The sequence below is a fragment of the Streptomyces sp. MUM 203J genome (assembly GCF_022414595.1).
GTDB lineage: Bacteria > Actinomycetota > Actinomycetes > Streptomycetales > Streptomycetaceae > Streptomyces.
Genome location: NZ_JADWYO010000019.1, coordinates 47,112 through 69,692 on the forward strand (window position 1 = coordinate 47,112; position 22,581 = coordinate 69,692).

The 22,581-nt window shown below is 72.3% G+C and carries 21 protein-coding genes; 11 read left to right on the forward strand and 10 right to left on the reverse strand.

What is annotated here, in order from left to right; all coding sequences use genetic code 11:
• Positions 1-2: 2 nt before the first annotated feature.
• A complete protein-coding gene (locus I3F58_RS12775) occupies positions 3-467 on the forward strand; it encodes a hypothetical protein (RefSeq protein WP_240108471.1) in 465 nt (154 codons plus the stop codon).
• Between the two features lie 98 nt (positions 468-565).
• Positions 566-1,255 carry a hypothetical protein gene (locus I3F58_RS12780; protein ID WP_240108472.1) on the forward strand — a complete coding sequence of 230 codons (690 nt, stop codon included), beginning with the start codon at positions 566-568 and terminating at the stop codon, positions 1,253-1,255.
• Here I3F58_RS12780 and I3F58_RS12785 read toward each other — a convergent pair.
• Both I3F58_RS12785 and I3F58_RS12790 read right to left on the reverse strand, forming a co-directional pair.
• A complete protein-coding gene (locus I3F58_RS12785) occupies positions 1,213-1,473 on the reverse strand; it encodes a DUF2283 domain-containing protein (RefSeq protein WP_240108473.1) in 261 nt (86 codons plus the stop codon). The genes I3F58_RS12780 and I3F58_RS12785 overlap by 43 nt on opposite strands.
• 4 nt (positions 1,474-1,477) lie before the next feature.
• The gene (locus I3F58_RS12790) at positions 1,478-2,821 is read right to left on the reverse strand and encodes a DUF2079 domain-containing protein (RefSeq protein WP_240108474.1); all 1,344 of its coding nucleotides are present in this window, start codon (positions 2,819-2,821) and stop codon (positions 1,478-1,480) included.
• A 96-nt stretch (positions 2,822-2,917) separates the two neighbouring features.
• Here I3F58_RS12790 and I3F58_RS12795 point away from each other — a divergent pair, with 96 nt between their 5' ends.
• Positions 2,918-3,595 (forward strand): response regulator transcription factor, encoded by a 678-nt coding sequence (locus I3F58_RS12795; RefSeq protein WP_240108475.1) that lies wholly within the window; start codon positions 2,918-2,920, stop codon positions 3,593-3,595.
• Positions 3,596-3,641: 46 nt separating this feature from the next.
• A complete protein-coding gene (locus I3F58_RS12800) occupies positions 3,642-5,114 on the forward strand; it encodes a cell wall metabolism sensor histidine kinase WalK (RefSeq protein ID WP_240108476.1) in 1,473 nt (490 codons plus the stop codon).
• Here the strand turns inward: I3F58_RS12800 and I3F58_RS12805 are convergent.
• Complete coding sequence (locus I3F58_RS12805; RefSeq protein ID WP_240108477.1) at positions 5,096-5,803, reverse strand: hypothetical protein; 708 nt, start codon at positions 5,801-5,803, stop codon at positions 5,096-5,098. The two genes, I3F58_RS12800 and I3F58_RS12805, sit on opposite strands and share 19 nt — an antisense overlap.
• Positions 5,804-6,024: 221 nt before the next feature.
• On the opposite strand from I3F58_RS12805, the gene I3F58_RS12810 reads away from it, so the two are divergent.
• The 3 genes from I3F58_RS12810 (at position 6,025) to I3F58_RS12820 (ending at position 11,524) form a co-directional block, all read left to right on the forward strand.
• Positions 6,025-7,854, forward strand: a complete 1,830-nt coding sequence (locus I3F58_RS12810; protein ID WP_240108478.1) for an acyl-CoA dehydrogenase — start codon at positions 6,025-6,027, stop codon at positions 7,852-7,854.
• A 142-nt stretch (positions 7,855-7,996) separates the two neighbouring features.
• Positions 7,997-10,060: a response regulator transcription factor gene (locus I3F58_RS12815; protein WP_240108479.1), complete on the forward strand. Its 2,064-nt coding sequence runs from the start codon at positions 7,997-7,999 to the stop codon at positions 10,058-10,060.
• A gap of 93 nt (positions 10,061-10,153) precedes the next feature.
• Positions 10,154-11,524, forward strand: coding sequence for an FAD-binding oxidoreductase (locus I3F58_RS12820; RefSeq protein ID WP_240108480.1), 1,371 nt, complete (start codon positions 10,154-10,156; stop codon positions 11,522-11,524).
• On the opposite strand, the gene I3F58_RS12825 is transcribed toward I3F58_RS12820, so the two are convergent.
• Complete coding sequence (locus I3F58_RS12825) at positions 11,514-12,056, reverse strand: DUF6083 domain-containing protein (RefSeq protein ID WP_240108481.1); 543 nt, start codon at positions 12,054-12,056, stop codon at positions 11,514-11,516. The genes I3F58_RS12820 and I3F58_RS12825 overlap by 11 nt on opposite strands.
• A gap of 167 nt (positions 12,057-12,223) precedes the next feature.
• Here I3F58_RS12825 and I3F58_RS12830 point away from each other — a divergent pair, with 167 nt between their 5' ends.
• Together I3F58_RS12830 and I3F58_RS12835 are read left to right on the forward strand one after the other, a co-directional pair.
• Positions 12,224-13,531, forward strand: a complete 1,308-nt coding sequence (locus I3F58_RS12830) for a M18 family aminopeptidase (RefSeq protein ID WP_240108482.1) — start codon at positions 12,224-12,226, stop codon at positions 13,529-13,531.
• Positions 13,532-13,607: 76 nt separating this feature from the next.
• Entirely contained in the window at positions 13,608-13,982 is a 375-nt protein-coding gene (locus I3F58_RS12835; RefSeq protein WP_240108483.1) for a hypothetical protein, read from the forward strand.
• On the opposite strand, the gene I3F58_RS12840 is transcribed toward I3F58_RS12835, so the two are convergent.
• The 3 genes from I3F58_RS12840 to I3F58_RS12850 all read right to left on the reverse strand — a co-directional run bounded on the left by I3F58_RS12840 (position 13,976) and on the right by I3F58_RS12850 (position 17,142).
• A complete protein-coding gene (locus I3F58_RS12840) occupies positions 13,976-15,823 on the reverse strand; it encodes an NHL domain-containing thioredoxin family protein (RefSeq protein ID WP_240108484.1) in 1,848 nt (615 codons plus the stop codon). The two genes, I3F58_RS12835 and I3F58_RS12840, sit on opposite strands and share 7 nt — an antisense overlap.
• 90 nt (positions 15,824-15,913) lie before the next feature.
• Positions 15,914-16,612, reverse strand: a complete 699-nt coding sequence (locus tag I3F58_RS12845; RefSeq protein WP_240108485.1) for a class I SAM-dependent methyltransferase — start codon at positions 16,610-16,612, stop codon at positions 15,914-15,916.
• A 71-nt stretch (positions 16,613-16,683) separates the two neighbouring features.
• Positions 16,684-17,142, reverse strand: coding sequence for a hypothetical protein (locus tag I3F58_RS12850; protein WP_240108486.1), 459 nt, complete (start codon positions 17,140-17,142; stop codon positions 16,684-16,686).
• Positions 17,143-17,478: 336 nt separating this feature from the next.
• On the opposite strand from I3F58_RS12850, the gene I3F58_RS12855 reads away from it, so the two are divergent.
• A complete protein-coding gene (locus I3F58_RS12855; RefSeq protein ID WP_240108487.1) occupies positions 17,479-18,258 on the forward strand; it encodes a DNA-binding transcriptional regulator in 780 nt (259 codons plus the stop codon).
• Positions 18,259-18,751: 493 nt separating this feature from the next.
• Here the strand turns inward: I3F58_RS12855 and I3F58_RS12860 are convergent, their stop codons facing one another.
• On the reverse strand, positions 18,752-19,528 hold the full coding sequence (locus I3F58_RS12860) for a carbon-nitrogen family hydrolase (RefSeq protein WP_240108488.1): 777 nt from the start codon (positions 19,526-19,528) through the stop codon (positions 18,752-18,754).
• Between the two features lie 190 nt (positions 19,529-19,718).
• On the opposite strand from I3F58_RS12860, the gene I3F58_RS12865 reads away from it, so the two are divergent.
• Complete coding sequence (locus I3F58_RS12865) at positions 19,719-20,543, forward strand: maleylpyruvate isomerase family mycothiol-dependent enzyme (protein ID WP_240108489.1); 825 nt, start codon at positions 19,719-19,721, stop codon at positions 20,541-20,543.
• Positions 20,544-20,606: 63 nt separating this feature from the next.
• Here the strand turns inward: I3F58_RS12865 and I3F58_RS12870 are convergent, their stop codons facing one another.
• Both I3F58_RS12870 and I3F58_RS12875 read right to left on the reverse strand, forming a co-directional pair.
• Positions 20,607-21,893: a nitrate/nitrite transporter gene (locus I3F58_RS12870; RefSeq protein ID WP_240108490.1), complete on the reverse strand. Its 1,287-nt coding sequence runs from the start codon at positions 21,891-21,893 to the stop codon at positions 20,607-20,609.
• The gene (locus tag I3F58_RS12875; RefSeq protein ID WP_240108491.1) at positions 21,890-22,573 is read right to left on the reverse strand and encodes a GntR family transcriptional regulator; all 684 of its coding nucleotides are present in this window, start codon (positions 22,571-22,573) and stop codon (positions 21,890-21,892) included. Before I3F58_RS12875 ends, I3F58_RS12870 begins: the two co-directional genes overlap by 4 nt.
• Positions 22,574-22,581 lie beyond the last annotated feature (8 nt).

Below are 22,581 nucleotides of genomic sequence, written 5' to 3' on the forward strand. Positions count from 1 at the left end.
CCATGGACGCGATACTGACCAGCGTCATCGCCGTGCTCGGGACCCTGTTGGGCTCGGCCCTGACGCACGTCTTCCAGCAGCGCACCGCTCTGCGCGCCGAGCAGAGCAGCCGTGAGGCGCACCTGCGGCAGGAGCGGCTCGACGTGTACGGCACGTACGCCGCGCAGCTCGTGGAGTTCCGTCAGGCCATGGTCCACCACTGGATCTGCGTGCACGAGGGCCGCGACGCCGACGACGAGGTCTCCCTGCGCAGGCGCTCGTACGAGCTGCGCGCCGGCGCCCAGCAGGCCCTGTTCCAGCTTCAGCTGATCACGGACGCGCCGGAGGTCAACACCGCCGCGGCGGAGGCCTTCAGGGCGATCGGCAAGCTCAACCGCGCGACGGACCGCGCGGACCTCGACACCCGGCGGGAGTCGGCCAGGGACCTGATCGACACCTTCGTCGTGACGGCCCGCCGCCACGTCTGACCGCCGTTCCGGCCGTACGCGTCCGCCGAAGGCCGCAAGGCGCCGCATCCGCACAGGTTCGTGACCGCTCGGTGATCCCGGCTTGTCACGATCCAGGGATGGCGCGAACAACGAGACCGCGGGTGCGGCGACGCCGGATCGTCCGCACAGTGGCTGTGCTGGCGGGCCTGGCCGCCGCGGGATGGTACGGCTACACGCAGCTGACCCTGACCGGCATGTCGCGGAGCTGGGCGGTCGACGCGGCGAGCCGCACGGCGGAGGCGGAGAGCGAACACCGCCTGGAGGAGATCGTCGACGGTCTGCCCGGCGTCTCGCGGCAGCTCGGCGCCTCGGCCACGGACCACTGCCGTCGTCACGTCCCCTTCGAGGGGGAGTCCGCGGGCCCGCTGGGCTGCCAGTGGCGGATGGACCGGTACGTCGTCCTCGACGGGGACACCCGGACGGCCGGTGAGGCATGGGCGAAGGCCCTGGGCGAGGACCGGTGGACCGGCGCACGGGCGCCGTTCCCCGCCGACTACGCCGCCACCTCCGAGCGGTACGAGTACCGCGACCCGAAGACGCGCGACAGCCTTGTCGTCACCATCGTCGAGGACAGCCGTGAGCTTCATGTCATCGACGACCCGCGCTTCATCGAGCCCTGGGAGGAGTACCGGCGCGAGCAGCGGAGCTTCACCGGCCGGAAGGCAGCCGAGCACGTCGTGTCAGAAGGCGGACGCGTCGCGAGGATCTCGTTCGTGCGCGCCTACTACGGGCAGGAGGGCAGCGCCCCCTTCGGACCGAAGCTCTGACGGGCCTCGCCCCCGGCCAGGAGTTCGGCCGGGAGGGCGGCTCGGGCGCCGAGGACCTCGATGCCGAGCAGTTGCCCCGACGCGTCGAAGTCGAGCGTCAGTTCCGCCTCGACGCCCGGGGCGCCGACCGTGACCTGACTCACGGCCGCCCCGTCCTCGATGCCCGGGACAAGGGAGACGTACGCGACGTCGTTCTCCCTGTCGTACTCGATCTGCATGGTCTCACTCCCCTGCGGTCGGCGTACGCCACGGTATCCGCCCCTCGGGGCGGCCCTCGCGGGCGTACACCGTCACCCCGCCCGCCGCGTGCACCCGCCGCCAGTGGCCCGCCCCCTCGGCCGCCCGCCGCACCGCCCCCGCCTGTCCCGCGGGCCACGGGTCGCCGTCCCGTACGACCAGCCACCGCACCCGCGGCAGCGCCCGTTCCGTCGCCAGGTACACGGTCGTACGGTCCACGAGGTGCGGCACGAGGCTGTTGCTCGCCGCCACGGCCGCGCCGTCCGGGACCAGCCGCAACGCCTCACGAGCGGCGGCGGCAGGCGGCGGGTCCCGCCAGAAGTCCGGCGACCACGAGGCGCTCAACGGCCCGGTGCCCACCGACACCGCAGCCGCCAGCGCCACCACGGACACCCACCGCCCCGGCCGCGCACACCGCCGCAGCCCCTCCGCGGCCGCCGCGAACACCACCGGCATCAGCACCGCCGAGTAATGCAGTCCCGGCCCCCAGTACGCCGGGTTCGGGGACAGGAAGCGCCACGCCAGGGTCGGAACCGCCAGCAGCACCAGCGGGCTTCGCAGCGCCAGGCCCGCCGTCACCGCCACCAGCAGCGCGACCGTCACGGCCTTCGTGTCCCAGCCGTCCCCCACCCCGTACCCGTGCGGCTGGTGCACGTACCCGTAGCGGCCGTCCGGCGCCGCCGCCGGGAGCAGCACCGCCACCGTCAGCACCGCCCCCACGCACCCGGCCGCGCACAGCGCGAGCCCCGTCCGGCGGTCGTGCCGCGACAGCAGCAGGCCCAGCACCGCCACCGTCGCCCCCAGGTCCTCCTTCACCAGCAGCAGCGGCGCCGCCCACCACGCGGCCGCGCGCCACCGGCCCTCCGTGTACGCCGCGCAGGCCAGGGCCGACAGCGGTACTGCGAAAGCGACTTCGTGGAAGTCGAAGGCCACCAGGTCCTGGAGCCCGAACGACGCCGCGTACGACAGACCCAGCACCCACCCGGCCGTCCGCGTCACCACGTACACCGACACCGCCACCAGCCCCGCCTGCGCCACCAGCAGCACCTCGACGCGCGGCACCAGCGCGTACACCGGGCCCAACAGCCCCACCAGAGGGTGGAAGTGGTCTCCCAGCAGGGGATACGCCGCGCCCGCGAAGCCCTCGGGTGCCGTCGCCGTGCGGATCTCCGACACCGGCAGGCGGCCCTCGGCGTACGAGCGCACCGCCTGGCCGAAGATCCCCAGGTCGTACGCCGTCGTCTCGAAGCGGGCGTGGCGGCGCAGGGCGTACACGGTGTACGCGAGGAAGGACAGCGCCCCCACCGCCAGTGATCGTTCGTGTCGCATGGTGGCGGAGCCTGGGGGACGGCCCCTGAGCTGCGGCTCAAGGCGGCTGAGGATTTCCTCAGGGACCGTCCCGGCCCCGCCCCCATACTGGCTGCCGTGCGCGTACTGGTGATCGAGGACGAGGAGCGGCTCGCCTGCTCCCTCCAGCGGGGGCTGTCCGCCGTCGGGTACACCGTGGATCTCGCGCGCGACGGCGTGACCGGACTGCACCTCGCGCGCGAGCACCCGTACAACGCCGTGCTGCTCGACCTGATGCTCCCCGGACTGAGCGGCTACCGGGTGTGCGCCCGGCTGCGCGCCGAGGGCAACGACGTGCCGGTGCTGATGCTCACCGCGAAGAACGGCGAGCAGGACGAGGCCGAGGGTCTCGACACCGGCGCCGACGACTACCTGGCCAAGCCGTTCTCGTACGTCGTGCTGGAGGCCCGGCTGCGCGCGCTGATCCGGCGGGGCGGGGCCCGCCATCCGGCCGTGCTGGAGTGCGGCGACCTGTGGCTGGACCCGGCACGCCGGTCCTGCGGCCGGGGCCGTCGGGCGATCGGCCTGACGCCCAAGGAGTTCGCGCTGCTGCACAGCCTGCTCCAGCGTCGGCCCGGGGAGGTCGTGAGCAAGTACGACCTGCTCGACGAGGTGTGGTCCGCCGACTTCACCGGCGACCCGAACATCGTGCAGGTGTACGTCTCCGCCGTGCGCCGCAAGATCGACGGGCCGTTCGGGACGGAGACGATCGAGACCGTCCGGGGGGCGGGGTACCGGGTACGGCCCGGTGCGTGACGCCAGGTGGGCCCCTCCGCCGCTCCCCGTGTGCGCGGCGGCGCTGATGAGCGCGGGAGTCGTGGCCGTGTCGGCGGAGGCGGTCGTTTACGCGGAGCTGGCGGCCGGGGTGCCGCCGCCCCAGGACACCCCGGCCGTGTACACCGACCGCGTCGGACCCGTCGTCGGGCTGCTCGCCTGGCCCGGCTGGCTGCTGGGCGCCCTGGCCGTCACCCTCGTCTGCTGGGCCGCCGGGCACGGGCTGCCCCGGGCGCCCCGGCGCCGGGCCGCGCTCACCGCCGGCGCCTCCTCTGCGCTCCTGTACCTCACGTACGTGGGGTGGCTCGGTGACTTCAACGAGGCGCAGCCCTGGCGGGCCGCGTTCTCCGTCTACCGATGGAGCCTCGGCTTCGTCGGCCCGGCGTCCGGGCTGCTCACCGGGCTCGCCGTCTGGGCGGCGCTACGGGGCGGGAACTCCCGGCTGTCGTTCCGGGGACGGCTGATGCTGGCCGCGTCGCTCGCGGCGGGGCTCCTCTTCCTCGTCGCCCTCCATCTGCTGTGGGCCGCCCAGAACGAATGGCAGGCGATCAGCGATCTGTACTGGGTCCTGTTGTCCACCGCCGTACCGGTAGTGGGCGTGCTGACGGGGCTGCTGGTGCAGCTCGGGGCCGCCCGCGCGCTCCGTCCCGTCGAGGCGATCCGCCGGGAGCTGGAGGACATCACCGGCAGTTCGCTGGACCGGCGGGTTCCGGTGCCGCCCACCGAGGACCTGATCGCGCACTTGGCCCGCACCACGAACGGCACACTGGACCGGCTGGAGGCGGCGTCCGCCCGGCAGCGGGAGTTCGTCGCGGACGCCGCGCATGAGCTGCGGAGCCCGCTGGCCGCGCTGCGGACGCAGCTGGAGGGGGCGCTGCGGCACCCGGAGGGGGCGGACTGGGAGGGCGTCGTGGCGGGCGCCGCCGCCGATGTCGTGCGGCTCCAGGCGCTGGCCGACGACCTGCTGCTGCTCGCCCGGATGGACGGGACGCCGTACGCGGAGGCGGGCGGGGTCGTCGATCTGTCGGGGATCGCGGAGGATCTCGTGCGGGAACATCGGCATCTGCCCACGTCGGAGGGGCTGACACTGGAGCTGGACGCACCGCCGGTACGGGTGCCGGGGGACGCCGGGTCGCTGGAGCGGCTGCTGCGGAACCTGCTCGGCAACGCCTGCCGCCACGCCACCGCCCGGGTCCTCGTGGCCGTACGGGTGGAAGACGGGACCGCGGTCCTGGAGGTGCTGGACGACGGGCCCGGGATCCCGGCGGACGACCGGGAGCGGGTCTTCGCGCGGTTCACCCGGCTGGACGAGGCGCGGGCACGGTCCTCCGGCGGTGCGGGGCTGGGCCTGGCCATCGCGCGGGAGATCGCGGTACGGCACGGGGGCACCCTGCGGGCCGCCGCGAGCCGGTGGGGCGGGGCCCGGCTGGTGGCGCGGCTGCCGGGCGGTGTCAGCCCCGGCGGGGACAGCCCCGGCGGCGGTCAGAGCTGGACCGGATAGAGCACCAGCAGCACCACCGCGCCCGTCAGGGTCAGCACGGTCAGGCCGAACAGCAGCACCCTCGGGCGCCGGGCGTGGGCGCGGCCCGCGACGGAGGCGAAGAACAGGACCAGGGCGAAGAGGACGGCCGTCAGGACGTAGTTGTCCGAGCGCTGGTTGGACTGCCGGGCCTTCGCGGACAGGCGCTCCGCCTCCTTGAGCTCCTTCACCGCCTCCGCCAGGGTCGCCAGCTGGTACTCCGGCATGGAGAAGGGGGTCGACGGCGCATCGGGGTCGGTCAGCGGCCGGGTCTTCAGCCAGGCGTTCACGGCGGGCTTGAACTCGCTGCGGAAGCGGGTGAAGAGCAGGCCCGACACGCTGTCGGGGTCGGGCACGTACTCGCCCTCGGGCCGCTTCGACGGGTCCGCGAGGATCTCCTCGTTCAGCGCGGTGAGCCACTGGGTGAACATGATCACGTCGATGGTGAGGAACTGGCCCGCCTCCGTGGACTGGCGCGTGGACTCGGTGCGGGCGGCGGACGCGGCGGCGAAGGAGTTCGCCTGGACGCCGCCCCACTTCTGGCTCTGGAAACCGGCCCACGCCGTGCCCACGGCCGCCAGCGCGAGGATCACCGCCAGGGTGAACTCGAACCAGCCGCCGCCTTCCATCCAGGAGGCGGACTCCTCGTCGTCACCGGGCTCGGCGGGCATGCGGCCACCGTAGGCACGGGGCGGTGAGCGGCGCCCGCCCGCGTGCGCCGATCGTGGCAGCCCGTGACGGCGGGCCCGGGGGCGGTGGCCTGCCGTGGTTGAGACGCGTCACAGATCCCGGTGAGGGGTTGCCCTTATTACCAGCGGGTAGCATCATCGAAGCTACTAGCTGGTAGATGCACGAGGAACCTGCCTCCCGATCCCTTACGGAGCCGTTCGCCATGGGGCACTACAAGTCGAATCTCCGCGACATCGAGTTCAACCTCTTCGAGGTCCTCGGCCGCGACAAGGTGTACGGCACCGGTCCGTTCGAGGAGATGGACGTCGACACCGCCAAGAGCGTTCTCGACGAGCTCTGCCGGCTCGCCGAGAACGAGTTCGCCGAGTCCTTCGCCGACGCGGACCGCAACCCGCCGGTCTTCGACCCGGAGACGAACACCGCGCCGGTCCCGGCCTCGTTCAAGAAGTCCTACAAGGCCTTCATGGACTCCGAGTACTGGCGCCTCGGCCTGCCCGAGGAGATCGGCGGCACCACCTCGCCCCGCTCCCTCATCTGGGCTTACGCGGAGCTGATCCTCGGCTCCAACCCGGCCGTGTGGATGTACTCCTCGGGCCCCGCCTTCGCCGGCATCCTCTTCGAGGAGGGCAACGAGGCGCAGAAGAAGATCGCCCAGATCGCCGTCGAGAAGCGCTGGGGCTCCACCATGGTCCTGACCGAGCCGGACGCCGGTTCGGACGTCGGCGCCGGCCGCACCAAGGCGATCCAGCAGGAGGACGGCTCCTGGCACATCGAGGGCGTGAAGCGCTTCATCACCTCCGGTGAGCACGACATGGAGGAGAACATCCTCCACTACGTCCTCGCCCGCCCCGAGGGTGCCGGTCCGGGCACCAAGGGCCTGTCGCTCTTCCTCGTCCCGAAGTACGAGTTCGACTGGGAGACCGGCGAGCTGGGCGAGCGCAACGGCGTGTACGCCACCAACGTCGAGCACAAGATGGGCCTCAAGGCCTCCAACACGTGCGAGATGACCTTCGGCGACAAGCACCCCGCCAAGGGCTGGCTCATCGGCGACAAGCACGACGGCATCCGCCAGATGTTCCTCATCATCGAGTTCGCCCGCATGATGGTCGGCACGAAGGCGATCTCCACCCTCTCGACGGGCTACCTCAACGCCCTCGAGTACGCCAAGGAGCGCGTCCAGGGCACCGACCTGGCGAACTTCATGGACAAGACCGCGCCCAAGGTCACCATCACGCACCACCCGGACGTCCGCCGCTCGCTGATGACGCAGAAGGCGTACGCCGAGGGCATGCGCTCCCTCGTCCTCTACACGGCCACCGTCCAGGACGCGATCCAGCTCAAGGAGGCCGCGGGCGAGGACGCGAAGGCCCTGCACGGCCTGAACGACCTGCTGCTCCCCATCGTCAAGGGGTACGGCTCCGAGAAGGGCTACGAGCAGCTCGCCCAGTCGCTCCAGACCTTCGGCGGCTCCGGCTTCCTGCAGGAGTACCCGATCGAGCAGTACATCCGGGACGCCAAGATCGACACCCTCTACGAGGGCACCACCGCGATCCAGGGCCAGGACTTCTTCTTCCGGAAGATCGTCCGCAACCAGGGCGCCTCGCTGAACACGCTGTCCGAGGAGATCAAGAAGTTCCTCGCGGTGGGCCCCGGCGGCGAGGAGCTGGCCGCCGCGCGCGACGCGCTCGCCAAGGCCGCCGTGGACCTGGAGGGGATCGTCGGCGCCATGCTGACGGACCTGACGGCGACCGGCGAGGACGTCAAGAACATCTACAAGGTGGGACTCAACACCACCCGCCTGCTGATGGCCTCCGGCGACGTCGTGGTCGGCTACCTGCTGCTGCGCGGTGCGGCCGTGGCCGCCGAGAAGCTGGCGGAGGGTGCCTCCTCGAAGGACGTCGCCTTCTACCAGGGCAAGATCGCGGCGGCGAAGTTCTTCGCGGCCAACGTCCTCCCGGGCGTCGCGACCGAGCGGCTGCTGGCGGAGGGCGTCGACATGGGCCTGATGGAGCTGGACGAGGCCGCGTTCTGAGCCTCGCGCACGTAACTGCCTGAAGGCCGTGACGGCCTGTTCTCCCGGTGGGGTCGGCCCCGGGAGAGCAGGCCGTCACCCTTTTCCTCCCGAAACCCCGCCTGTCCGGTTCCTTCTATCCTGGGGGCGGGAGGAACCTTCCATGGGGACCATCCGGCTCGGCCTCGAAAAGGCCCGCGATGCTGCCGCGCGCGAGGAGTGGAGCACCGCGTACGCCCTGCTGGACGACCTCCCGCCGGACACGCTCGGCGCCGACGACCTCACGCTGCTGGCCGACGCCGCCTGGTGGACCGGGCGGGTGCGGGAGTCCGTCGACGCCCGGCTGCGGGCCTACACCGCGTACGCCGCCGGGGGCGACGACCGGGCGGCGGGGGGCGCCGCGTGGACGCTGTTCTACGAGTACCGGGACATCGGGCACACCGCCACGGCCACCGGCTGGCTGCACCGGGCACGGGAGCACCTGGACGGGCGGCCGGAGTGCCTGGAACAGGCATATCTGGCCTGGACGGAGGCCGAGGACGCGGCCGGGCGCGGCGAACTGGACGCGGCCGTCACCGCCGCGCGGCGCATGGGCCGGATCGCCCGTGACTGCGGCAGCCGGGACCTGCTGGCGATGAGCCGGCAGGTGCACGGCGCGGCGCTTCTGGCCCACGGCCGCACGGCGGAGGGCATGGCGCTGCTCGACGACGCCATGTGCGCGGTGACGGCGGGAGAGCTGAGTTCACTGTTCACCGGCTGGATCTACTGCCTGGCCCTCACCCGGTGCATGGCCTGTGCGGACCTGCCACGCGCGGCCGAGTGGACGGACGCGGCGATGCGCTGGTGCGCGGCCCACTCGTCCGACAACCCGTTCCGGGGCCTGTGCCGCGTGCACCGGGTGGAGGTCCTGGACCTGCACGGCGACTGGACGCGCGCGGAGGCGGAGGCCGCCCAGGTGTGCGCCGAGGTGGCGGAGGGCGACGCGGCGGTGGCGGGCGAGGCCCAGTACGTCGCCGGGGAGATCCACCGGCGGCGCGGCGACCCGGCGGCGGCCGAGGCCGCCTACGCACGCGCTCACGCGCTGGGCCGCACCCCGCAGCCCGGCCTCGCACTCCTGCGTCTGGCCCAGGGCCACGCGGACCGGGCCGCCGCCGCCCTGCGCCTCGCCCTGGCCGACGCCCCCTTCCACGGCGACCTTCTTCACCACGCCCGCCTGCTGGCCGCCCAGGTGGAGGTCGAACTGTCCCGCGGCGCCCTCACCGAAGCCGCCCGAGCCGCCACCGCCCTCGCCGCCCTCACTGCGGCCACCGCTCCGGAAGCCCCCCTCCTCACCGCCCTCACCACCACGGCGACAGCCGCCACAACCCTGGCGGGGCCGCACGGCGTCCACCGGGCGACCACCTCGGACGGCCCTGCCCCCGAAGGCCCGGACGAGACGGCACCCGGCAGCCGAAGCCCCGGCACCCCCACCCCGGGCGGCCCGCCACCTGCAAGCCCGGACAGGACAGCACCCGCAGGCCCGGACCTCGGCACCCGCGACACGACTGGCACCTCACCCGACGGCCGGAGCCCCGACGCCCCCGCTTCCGGACCCGGCAGCGTGGCACCGGCGTCCGGCCCCGAAACCCACCACCCCCGCGCCGCGGGCACCCCGGCCGACAGCGCCCCGCCCGCCGCACCGGTGCCGGGAGGCGCCGGTCAAGCCCGCGCCCCGGGCGGCCCGGCCCCCGCCACCCCGAGGCCGGCCGACGGCCCCGGAGCCGCTCCGGGGCACGGGCCCGGGGGTGCGTCCGCGGCGTTGCCGTTGCTGCGGCGGGCGCTCGGGGCGTGGCTGGAGCTGGGCGTGCCGTATGAGGCGGCCCAGGTGCGGATGATGCTGGCCGCCGCCGACCGGGAGGCCGGGGACCAGGAGGGCCTCGTCATGGAGCTGCGGGCCGCCCGCGACACGTTCGAGGCGCTCGGAGCCGTACCGGACGCCCGGCGGGCCGGCGCGCTGCTCGACGACGTACAGCGGAGGAAGCGGCGGCGGCCCCCGGGCGGGCTGTCGGCGCGCGAGGTGGAGGTTCTGCGGCTCGTCGCCACCGGGCGCACCAACCGGGAGATCGCCGCCGCCCTCACCATCAGCGAGCACACCGTCGCCCGGCACCTCAACAACATCTTCGCCAAACTCCAGGTGACCTCCCGCGCCGCCGCCACCGCCTTCGCCGTCTCCCACGGGCTGGCATGAGCACCATGGGCCGTTCCGCCCATCCGGCCCAGGGCCCCGGAATGGGCCGTTCCCGCGATGCCCCGTCGTGCCGCCCCCGCCTACAACGGACTCATGACCACCGTCACCCTCGACCTGGAGCCGCTGCGTGACGCCGTGCACGGCGACGTCATCGGCCCGTCCGACCCTCGCTATGACGAGGCGCGCCGCGTCTACAACGCCCTCCACGACAAGCACCCCGCCGCCGTCGTCCGCGCCGTGGACGCCGCCGACGCCGTCGCCGCAGTGAACTTCGCCCGCGACGAGAACCTCGCCCTCGCCGTACGCGGCGGCGCCCACGCGGCGGCCGGATACGGCACCTGCGACGACGGCCTCGTGCTCGACCTCTCCCGGATGCGCGCCGTCCGTGTCGACCCCGAGCACCACACCGCCCGCGCCGAAGGCGGCTGCACCTGGGCCGACTTCAACCACGCCACCCACGGCTTCGGCCTCGCCACCACCGGCGGCGTCGTGTCGACCACCGGCATCGGCGGCCTCACCCTCGGCGGCGGCATGGGCCACCTGTCCCGCCGCTACGGCCTGAGCTGCGACAACCTGCTCGCCGCCGACGTCGTCACCGCCGACGGCACCCTCGTCCGCTGCGACGCCGACAACGACCCGGACCTGTTCTGGGCCCTCCGCGGCGGCGGCGGCAACTTCGGCGCCGTCCTCTCCTTCCTGTATCGCCTCCACCCGGTGAGCACCGTCCTCGGCGGACCGACCGTCTATCCACTTGACGGGGACGTGGCCCGCCGCTGGCGTGAGCTGGTCGCGGACAGCCCCGAGGAGTTCAACAGCCTCTTCGCGCTGCTGCTCGGCCCGGCCGTGCCGTTCCTGCCCGAGCGCTGGCACGGGCGGCCCGTGTGCGCCGTGATCACCTGCTGGAGCGGCTCGGAGGACGAGGACGACGCGGTCCGTGCCCGGCTCGGCACCCTCGGCCCGGTCCTCGGCCAGTACCTCGCCCGCATGCCGTACCCCGTGATCAACACGCTCTTCGACGCCGACCTGCCGCCCGGCCTCTACCACTACTGGAAGGGCAACTTCAGTCACGAGCTGTCCGACGGCGCCATCGATGTCCACATGTCGTTCGGGGAGAGCATCCCGTCGATGCAGAGCGACACGATCGTCTTCCCCGTCGACGGCGCCTGCCACCGCGCCGGCCCCACCGACACCGCGTTCGCCTATCGCGACGCCGCCTTCTCCACCGCCTTCGGTCCCAGTTTCAGCGACCCCGCCGACATCGAACGGAACGTGGCCTGGTGCCGCGCCTACGACAGCGCGCTGCGCCCGCACACCGAGGAGGCCGGCTACATCAACTTCCTCAGCGACGACGACCAGAACCGCGTACGCGCCAACTACCGCCAGAACTACGACCGTCTGGTGGAGACCAAGCGTCGCTACGACCCCGGCAACCTCTTCCGGATCAACCACAACATCACCCCGTGACCCGCCCCGCCGCCCGCCCCGGGCACACGTCGAAGTGACTCACCCGGCAGGTCTCCGACGGGGCGGCGCCCCGCAGATTCACCGCCGTACCGTCCCCCGCGATGTACCAGCGCCTGCCGCCGGGAACCCCGGCCGACGGGCGCGCGCCCGGCTCTATCGCCACCCACCGGTCGCCTGTCGTACGGTGCCAGCGCGCCCGCCCGCCGCAGTGCCGGCACACCATCACCGACCCCGTGCGAGGCGCGGGAATCCGGGCGGGTCCCCGCACCGGATCGGGCCGGGCCGACGCCCGCAGTGCCGCCGCCGTCACCGGCAGCAGGTCCCCGAGCCGTACCGGATCGCGGTCGTCCGGCGCTCCCGCCCCCGTCCTGGCACAGCGCGCGCAGACCGGCATCGCGAAGAACCCGCTCCACTCCGCGCCCGGCGCCTCGCACACCGCGCAGGCAGGTCCCACGGCCACCGCCGTCCCCATCGCCGCCATCGCCGCCATCGCCGTCGTCGTCATCGTGTCCACCAGTGCACCTCCGGTCACGCGCCAGCAGTCCTACGTCGGTCAGCGGTGGCGCGGCCGCAGTCGCCGCGACGCCGCAACAGTGAGTCGTCCCTCCCGATACTGGCAGCCACCACTGACAACGGCGGGCCGACGCCGGTTCGCGAACCCCTGCGACCCGGTCCGGGACCGCCCGTATCGTGTGGACCATGAGCAGCGATCCCGCCCGTGAGCCCGCCCGCTTCGACCGCGGCCACACCGACGACCTGATGACTTTTCTGGCGGCCTCCCCGTCCCCCTACCACGCCGTCGCCACCGCGGCGGAACGGCTGGACGAGGCCGGATTCCGGCAGGTCGAGGAGACCGCCGAGTGGGACGGGACGGCCGGCGGCAAGTACGTCCTGCGGGGCGGCGCGATCATCGCCTGGTACGTACCGGAGGGCACTGCCCCGAACACTCCGTTCCGGATCGTGGGTGCTCACACCGACTCCCCGAACCTGCGGGTCAAGCCGCGCCCCGACAGCGGCGCGCACGGCTGGCGGCAGCTCGCCGTCGAGATCTACGGCGGCCCGCTCCTCAACTCCTGGCTCGACCGCGACCTCGGCCTGGCCGGACGGCTCACCCTGCGCGACGGCAGCGAGCGGCTGGTCAACGTCGACCGCCCGCTGCTGCGCGTCCCGCAGCTGGCCATCCACCTGGACCGGCAGGTCAACGAGGGCCTGAAGCTGGAGCGGCAGCGGCACATGCAGCCGATCTGGGGTCTCGGTTCGGACGTCCGCGAGGGCGACCTGGTCCGCTTCCTTGCGGAGGAGGACGGCCTGGACGCGGACGCGGTCCTCGGCTGGGACCTGATGGTCCACTCCGTCGAACCGCCCGCCTACCTGGGCCGCGACCGTGAACTGCTGGCCGCGCCCCGCCTCGACAACCTGCTGTCCGTGCACGCCTGTACGGCCGCGCTGACCGCCGTCGCCACCTCGGGCGGCACGCCCGCCGCGATCCCGGTCATGGCCGCGTTCGACCACGAGGAGAACGGCTCCGAGTCCGACACCGGCGCCCAGGGCCCGCTGCTCGGCACGGTGCTGGAACGGTCCGTCTTCGCCCGGGGCGGCGGCTACGAGGACCGCGCCCGCGCCTTCGCCGGCACCGTCTGCCTGTCGTCGGACGTCGGCCACGCCGTCCACCCCAACTACGCCGAGCGCCACGACCCGACACACCACCCGCGTCCCAACGGCGGCCCGATCCTGAAGGTCAACGTCAACCAGCGGTACTCCACGGACGGCGGCGGCCGCGCCGTGTTCGCGGCGGCGTGCGAGGAGGCGGGCGTGCCGTGGCAGTCCTTCGTCTCCAACAACGACATGCCGTGCGGCACCACCATCGGTCCCATCACGGCCGCCCGGCACGGCATCCGCACCGTCGACATCGGCGTGGCCTGCCTGTCGATGCACAGCGCCCGTGAACTGTGCGGCGCGGACGACCCGTACCTGCTGGCCAACGCGCTGGTGGCGTTCCTCAAGTAGGCACTTCAGCAGTCCACTTCGGGGAGGGCGGCGGGCGAAACATCCCGGAAAGCGGCGTCCTGACACCCTGCCGGGCATGGTCCTCCTGGGAGAAGGTTCGGCCCTCGCGCGACACCGGGGGCCGTCCCGCCTGAAGCTGCTGACCGCCGGGGCGATGGCGGCGGCCCTGTTCGTCGCCGGGTCCACCCTGGTGATCGCGCGCTACGACGACCGCCCGCCGGGCGCCGACCGCATCGCGTACGAGGGCGGCTACCTCACGGGCACCCGCGTGCGCCAGCGCGACGTGCGGGGCGACCTGGTCCCGGAGCTGCTCGCCGGGGGATGCGCCCGTATGGCCCGCGAGGGCCTGGGCGGCGGCCGGGCGGCCCTGGACCCGGACCGGTGGGTGGCGGGCTGTCTGGACGGCGCGGCAGGCCACCCGTCTTGGCACCAGGGCCTGTTGGGCTACTGAGCGTCCATCCCCGCCAGGATCAGGGGCAGTCGGGAGGCACCGCCCTCGACGACGCGGACCGGGACGCCCCAGTCCTGCTGGTGGACGTGGCAGGCCGGGTACTCGTTGTCCGGGTCGTCGTCACAGGAGGCGGCCATGGCGGAGACGTGCAGGACGCCCTCGGTGACCGCCGGGTCGAGCTTCAGTTCGCGGGCCAGGCCGGTCCCGGCGCCCGCGCCGTCGGCCAGGAGTTCCGGGGGCGTGGCCGACACCAGGAGCCGGGTGGAGGGACCGTACCGCTGGTCGAGCTTCTGCCCGGCGGGGGCGTGGAAGACGACGTCGAGGGAGAGCACGCCGGGCGCGATCTCGGTGGCCTCGCGCTGTGTGCGGTGCGCGACCGCCTCCACCTGGAGCGCCTCCTCGGGGAGCCGCAGCCGGGTGAGCCGGTGGCGGGCGGACTCGACGACGACGAGGTCCTCCCCGACGAGCACGGCGTCGCTGGGCTCACGCAGGTCGGTGGCGACGGTGGTGACCTCGTCGGCGGCCGGGTCGTAGCGGCGCAGGGCGTGGTTGTAGGTGTCGCAGACGGCGACGGAGCCGTCGGGGAGGGCGGTGACGCCCAGCGGGTGCTGCAGGAGGGCCTGGGCGGCGGCGCCGTCGCGGTGCCCGAAGTCGAACAGACCGGTCCCGACGGCGGTGTGCACACGCCCGTCGGGGTCGACCCAGCGCAGGGCGCTGGTCTCGGAGTCCGCGACCCACAGGCGGTCAGGAGTGGCGGCGAGGCCGGAGGGCTGGGCGAACCAGGCCTCGGAGGCGGGGCCGTCGACGAGGCCCTCGTTGGTGGTCCCGGCCGCGATGCCGACGGTCCCGGCCGCCGGGTCGTAGACCCACAGCTGGTGGACGCCCGCCATGGCGATCCAGACCCGGTCGCGCCACCAGGCCACGTCCCAGGGAGAGGAGAGGGCCACCTCGCGTGCGGGGCCGCTGGTGGGACTGCCCTGCATCCACTGGGCGCCGGTTCCGGCGACGGTGGACACCTCGCCGGTGGCCGGGTCGAGGACCCGAAGGGTGTGGTTGACGGTGTCGGCCACGACCACGCGCCCGTCGGGCAGCGCGCACAGCCCCTGGGGCTCGCTGAACCGGGCGGTCTCGGCGGGGCCGTCGACGAGCCCGCGCTCACCGCTGCCGATGCGCCGCACGACGGTCTCCCCGTCCGCCTCCAGCTCGACGAGCCGGTGCCGGGTGGTGTCGGAGACGAGCAGGTTGCCGGAGTCCAGGAGCAGGGCCTTCCCGGGGAAGCGCAGGTGCGTGGCGACGGGCTCCGGCGGCACGTACGGCCCGTCGCCGCGCCGCAGGGTGCCCTTGGCCCCGTGTTCGGCCTCCAGCTCGGCCACCAGCTCCGCGAGCGCGTGCGCATGACCCTCGCCGGCGTGCTGGGCGACGACGTACCCCTCGGGGTCGATCACCACGAGCGTGGGCCAGGCCCGCACTGCGTACTGCTTCCAGGTGACCAGCTCGGGGTCGTCCAGCACGGGGTGCTCGACCCCGTACCGCTCGACGGCGTCGACCACGGCCCGGTGATCGGCCTCATGGACGAACTTGGGCGAGTGCACGCCGATGATCACCACGGTGTCCCGGTGCTTCTCCTCAAGCTCCCGAAGCTCGTCCAGGACATGCAGGCAGTTGATGCAGCAGAACGTCCAAAAATCCAAGATCAATGTGCGACCTCGGAAGTCGGCGAGCTTCAGGTCCTTCCCGCCGGTGTTGATCCAGCCCCCCTTGCCGATCAGCTCGGGGGCACGGACACGGGCACGCTTGCGGGGTGCGGGCGCGGGGGTGGGCGCAGGGGCAGCATCGTTCATGTTTCAAGCTTGCCATTGGCCCATGAACACCGGATCACGGACGTACGACGCCGTTGTCCTGCGCAGCTACAGGATCCGCTCCACCACGGACTAGCCTCCTTGGACGCCCCGGACGAACAGGGTTCCTGTGCGCCGATTACCGGGGGGTGGGGCAAGCACGGACGCTGATACGTCCACGAAGCCGTGTTCCTTGAGAATCAGCGCCCACACATCGGGTTCGTAGTCCCACCGCTTGACGACAGCGGGGTCTTCTTCGGGCCCGCGCGGGATGTATGACGCTTGGCAGCCGTAGCACCCTTCAACTGCGGGCCGCTGGGAGAAGGCGAAGACGCCACCTGGCTTGAGGTTCGCGTGAACCATCGGCAGCAGTAGGCCGGGGTCGGTGAACCAGGTAGCGCCGAACACGCTGTAGACCGCATCGAAGATCGTGAACGTGTCTCCGAGGTAGGTGAGGGCGTCGGCCTGGTGGAGTTCCATCCCGTCCACGCTCGGCCACCGCTCGCGTGCCTTGTCGAGCTGCTTGGCGGAGAGGTCGATCCCGACGGACTTCATGCCGAGCGTTGCGAGGTGAGCGGCGTTCCCTCCAGACCCGCACCCGAGATCGAGCACGCGGTCTCCCGGGTTGAGGTTGAGCACGTCGGCCCTGGGGCCGTGGTCCGGGTACTGGGACCAGTTGAACCATGTGGTCTCGCCCTTGGCGTTGGTCTTCCGCCGCTGGGGCTTGCTCTGCGAGTAGGTGTCCCATGCGGTGCTGCGAGCGTCAGTCACTACCTGTCCGTTCTCGTTCACGGCGACAGCCGCCCGGCACGATACCGGGCGGCTGAAGCTCTCGTGGGTCAGTCGCTCCGCTTGAGTCGGAGCTACTTGGCGACGGGGCTGTCGGAGCAGCCCGCGTAGCTCTGGGTGCAGTCGGCCGCGCCGTCGATCGGCCAGAACTCCGGGTCCACGTCGAAGCCGGCCGATCGGATCATCTCGGCCGTCCGACGCATCGCGGCCCGGCCCTCGGCCGGGTTGTGGCCGCTGTTGCGGTCGGGGACGTGGTGGATGAACCCGCCGCCGAGCGCGTCGCAGAACTCGGCGTAGTGCTTGGTGTGGAGCACGAGCGCGTGCCAGAAAAGGTCCACGCGAAGGCTGGGCGTGGCCCTCTCCGTGGTGTTCGCGGCGACGGCGAGGAAGGCCGCCACCTGGTTGACGCCGCGCTGGCCCTGGTCGTCGGTCATCTCCGGCCAGGAGTCCTCGCGGACCATGGTGATGAGGTCGGCCCTCAGTTCCGGGGTGATGAGGTCGTACACGGTCTTCGTCGTGTCGGTGATCGTCACGTCTGTGCCTTCCTGGTCTGTGAGGAACATCGGGGGCACTTGCAGGGGGGCCAGGCGGCAGAGGCCATGGGGGTCAACGGCTTCTCGGCGCTGCTGCTGGGGTAGATCACCTCAGAGCCGAACGTCTGGCCGGAATCGCGAGAGACCCGCACGGGCATGGTCATGGTTTGCCTTCCGCTGCCCGGTCCCGGTGGTGAACCGATGTTCCCGCCGCCGGTCGGTCGGAACGACGACGCTTCGGGCGTCGCCTGGGCGTCACTCAGTGGGGTGTCAATGACGCCCTCTAGGGCGTCAAACCGGTGTCATTGCATGGCTGTTCGGTCTAGCTTTGACGTCATGACGACGACCTCCGTGGTGCCGAATGATGTGCTGCGGGCCGTGCGTATCGGCCTGCGCTTGAGTCAAGACGACTTCGCCAAGGCGCTCCGCCGGGCAGGTGCGGAACTGGGGGAGCCGAACGAGGCTTCCAAGCGGCTGGTGCAGCGCTGGGAGTCCGGCACGAGCAAGACGCCTCGGGGTGTTTACGCCAGGGCCTTAGAACGGGTCACTGGCCGTCCGGTCGAGGCGCTGGGGTTCGCCCTGCCGGTGCCGACGGCACGAGTCCACGCAGACGGGAAGGGAGGACATGACATGGAGACCCCTACAACCGGTTTCACATCTGCCGCTGTAGGCGCGCAGCCCGCCGCGCAGGGGAGTGAGGACACGTTTTCGGGGGTGTGGCTCAGCCGCTACGAGTTCTTCTCTTCGAGCCGGGGCGACTCGTACGAGGGCAAGCACTACGTAGTGATCGTCCAGCACGGGAACCGGCTGACCGTTCAGAGTCTGCCTGGGGCGAGCAGCAACCCGGACAGCCCGCTCACGCTGGATCTCACTGTCGATCGCAACGTGGTCACGGGTACGTGGGTCGAGCAGACTGCCGCAGACGGCTACTACAACGGGGCCCGCTACCACGGGGCCATCCAACTCCTGGTCGAGCCGACCGGACGGCGCATGGCCGGAAAGTGGGTCGGCTTCGGCAAGGACTTCGACGTGAACACCGGCCCCTGGGAACTGCGGCTGGTGGACCGGTCCACGAGCAAGGCGACGCTGGAGAGGTACAGCCAGCCGCCGGAGTGACATCCGCCGGGGCACCTGATGGGGCGAAGACCCCACGGGGTGGGGCCTTCGGCGGGCTTTGCAGGGCGTCAACTGTGCCGCTCTCGCCCCTTCGGCGGTCGATATGCGCTGGTCAGAGCCACGATGGGCCCGAAAAACGGGGTCACACCCAGCGTGCGCGTTCCGAGCTGGGGCCGGGGTCGGGATGGTGACCACCACGCAACTTCACGCCGGCCCTCGGGCGGCCCCAGTGACGAAGTGACGGAATGACGTTCAGTTCTATTCCATCCATAGAGACTCAGAACATCTCTTAAGGAGAGAACTCCCGGAGGAAGGCCATGTGACCTGTCCGGCCGGTGCCCTGTATGCGCACCTCCGCGCTCCCGGTCGGCGCGGCTGTCCACCGGCAACCCGGGTCCACGCGTCACACCGTGGCCGGCGTCTCCGCTGAGGCGCGGCGGTGCGTGGCGTGGCCGACGTGCCGGAGCACGGTTCTCACCGTCGTACGTGTTCCCTACAGCACCCGGTCCTTCAGCGCCGGGAACTGCTCCCGCGTCGTCTCCACCTTCTTCGGGTCCAGGTCCACCGTCAGGACCTCCTCCCCCGCGCCGGCCTCCGCCAGGACCTCGCCCCACGGGTCCACGACGATGCTGTGCCCGGCCTGTTCGACGCCCGCGTGCGTGCCCGCGGTCCCGCAGGCCAGCATGTACGCCTGGTTCTCCACCGCCCGGGCCCGGGCGAGGAGCGTCCAGTGGGCGCGCCGCCGGGCCGGCCAGCCCGCCGGAACCACGAAGGCCCGAGCTCCTGCGTCCACCAGGCCCCGGAACAGCTCGGGGAACCGCAGGTCGTAGCAGGTCGCCACGCCGAACGGCAGCTCCGGGTGAGGGACCGTCACCAGTTCCCCGCCCGCCGCCATCAGCACCGCCTCGCCCTGGTCGAAGCCGAAGCGGTGGATCTTCCGGTACGAGCGGGCCAGCTCACCGGACGGGGAGAAGACCAGGGACGTGTTGTACAGGCGCCCGTCTGGGGCACGTTCGACGACCGAGCCGGCGTGCAGCCACACCTCGGCCTCCCGCGCGGCCTTCGCCATCGCCTCGTACGTGGGGCCCTTCAGCGGTTCCGCCTCCGCCGCGAACGACTCGTACGCGAAGGCACCGACAGGCCACAGCTCGGGCAGCACCACCAGGTCCGCGGCTCCGCGCTGCTCGCGTACCAGCTCCGCCGCACGGGCCCGCCGGGCCGCGACCGACTCGTCCTGTTTCACCGCGATCTGGAGAAGGGAGGCGCGCACACTACCACCGTCCTGGCGTTGAAGCCGTCAATACGGGCCTACGATCGTCACACGAAAGCACTGCCGAGGTACCTGCCAGGAGCGTACTGTTCTCTACCGGGGGCCAGCCCCCAAGGCCGCCCCCTTGCCAGGTGCCACAGCGCCCAGTCCGCGTTCCGAGCCGCACGCCGCAAGCCGCACGAGGGGTCCCGTGACCGTCCATCCCAGCCTCCAGACTTACGCCGACGCCTGGACCCACTCCATCGAAGCCATAGCCGAGCTGGTGCAACCGCTCGCGGAGGCGGAGTGGAACCGCGCCACACCGTGCCCCAGCTGGTCGGTCCGGGACATCGTCTCCCATGTCATCGGCATGGAGTGCGAGATGCTGGGCGACCCGCGGCCCATTCATTCCCTGCCCCGCGATCTTTACCACGTACGCAGTGACTTCGCCCGCTACATGGAGATGCAGGTCGACGTACGGCGCCACCACACCGCGCCGGAGATGACCGCCGAGTTCGAGTACGTGCTGATCCGCCACGCACGGATGCTGCGCAACGAGAACCGCTCCCCCGACACGCTCGTACGGGCTCCGCTGGGCGCCCAGCAGTCCCTCGAAGTGGCCTACCGGATGCGGGCCTTCGACGTGTGGGTGCACGAACAGGACCTGCGTGCCGCCCTCAACAGGCCCGGCAACCTCGACTCTCCCGGCGCCCAGGTCGCCCGCGACAACCTGCTGGCCGTGCTGCCCCGGGTCGTCGCCAAGGACGCCGGCGCGCCCCGCAACTCGGCGGTCGTCTTCGACGTCAGCGGCCCGGTGGAGTTTCTCCGGACCGTGCGGGTCGACGGGGAGGGCCGGGGCAGCGTCGACAGCGCGCCCTCGCTGGGGCCCGCGGTGACGTTCGCGACGGACTGGGAGACGTTCGTCCGGCTCGCCTGCGGGCGGGTGAAGCCCGCCGCCGTCGCGGACCGGATCAAGGTGGAGGGGGACGAGGAGCTGGCCGCGGCCATCCTCGCCAACTTCGCGGTGACGCCCTGAGGGCGACGGCAGGCGTGTGACGGCCTCACCGCCACGCCCCTGCCGCACCGCTGTCACGCCCTGTCACGCCGGTACGTGCACCGTCTCCACCCTGCTCGCGACCAGGCGCTCCCGTTCCCGGCGGGCCGTGCGGCCCCGCAGCCGCAGGATCTGGGACACCCCCAGCGCCTGGAGGACGAACACGGGCGAGAACGCCGTCCGGTAGTCCCCGCCCGTCGCGTCCAGCAGGACGCCGATCGCCAGCAGGGTCGTCATGGAGGCCGTGAAACCGCCGATGTTGACGATGCCCGAGGCGGTGCCCTGCCGCTCCGGCGGGTTCGCGGGGCGCGCGAAGTCGAAGCCGATCATGGAGGCCGGGCCGCAGGCCCCGAGGACGGCGCACAGGGTGAGCAGCAGCCACATGGGGGCGCGGTCGCCCGGGTACGCGAGGACGGCCGTCCACAGGGCGGCCGTCGCGCCGATGGTGCCCAGCGCCAGAGGCATACGGGCCGCGTGGTGCCGGGCGATGATCTGCCCGTACGCGAGGCCGACCATCATGTTGGACAGCACCACCACGGTCAGCAGCTCACCGGCCCGCCCCCGGCTCAGGCCCTGTGCCTCCACCAGGAACGGCATGCCCCACAGCAGCAGGAACACCATGGCCGGGAACTGGGTCGTGAAGTGCACCCACATCCCGATCCGGGTGCCCGGCTCGCGCCAGGCCGCCGCGAGCTGGCGCCGCACGGAGACCGCGTCCTCGTGCGGGAGGGGCCGCGGGGCGTGCCCTTCGGGGTGGTCCCGCAGGAAGAGCCGTACGAGGAGCAGGACGACCAGACCGGCCGCCGCGCTGCCCCCGAACGTGACCTCCCAGCCGTACCCCTCCAGCAGCCGGGCCAGCACGATCGTGGAGACCAGGTTTCCGAGCACCCCGAAGACCGCCGCCACCTGCGCGATCAGCGGGCCGCGTCGCGCCGGGAACCAGCGCCCGCCGAGCCGCAGCACGGAGATGAACGTCATCGCGTCGCCGCAGCCGAGCAGCACCCGGGCGGCGAGGGCCATGCCGTACGAGGGGAACAGCGCGAAGGCGAGCTGCCCGGCGGTGAACAGCACGATCCCGAGCGTCAGGACGCGGCGGGTGCCGAGCCGGTCGACCATCAGGCCGACGGGTATCTGCATGCCCGCGTAGACGAGCAGCTGGACGATCGAGAACGCGGACAGCGCGGACGCGTTGACGTGGAAGCGGTCGGCCGCGTCCAGCCCGGCGACGCCGAGCGAGGTGCGGAAGACCACGGCGACCAGGTAGACGGAGACGCCGGCGCCCCAGACGAGGACGGCACGGCGCCCACCGGGCGGGTCGGCGGGCTCGCTCACCGGGCCTCACCCCGGGCCAGGTCCCGGACCCGTCCCACATGGTCGTGTACCCACCGGGCGGCCCCCTCGGCGTCCCCCGCCCGCAGCACCTCCAGGATCTCCGCGTGCTCCACGATGTTCTTCGCGACCCGGTCGGGATGGGCCTCCATGACGGCGACGCCCATCCGCAGCTGGCGGTCGCGCATCTGGTCGTACAGGCGGGCCAGGATCTGGTTGCCGGCCTGCCGGACGATCTCGGCGTGGAAGCACCGGTCGGCCACGGCGACGGCCCGCAGGTCCCCCTCGCGCGCGCGGCGCCGCTGCTCGTCCAGCAGCTCCTCCAGCCGCGCGACGAGCCGTACCGTCACGGGCACGCACTTCCGTACGGCGTACTCCTCGACCAGCAGCCGGGTCTCCACGACATCGGAGATCTCCTGCGCGGAGACGGCCAGGACCAGCGCGCCCTTCTTCGGATAGAGCTTCAGCAGCCCCTCCATCTCCAGCTTCAGCAGCGCCTCTCGCACGGGCGTGCGGGAAACCCCGACGGCCTGCGCCAGCTCACCTTCGGTGAGCAGCGTCCCGCCCTCGTAGCGGCGGTCCAGGACGGCTTCCTTCACGTGCGCGTAGACACGGTCGGCGGCGGGCGGGGGCGGGGCGGCGGGATCTGCGGGGGACGGGGCGGAGGCGGGTACCGGCGGCATGCGCACAG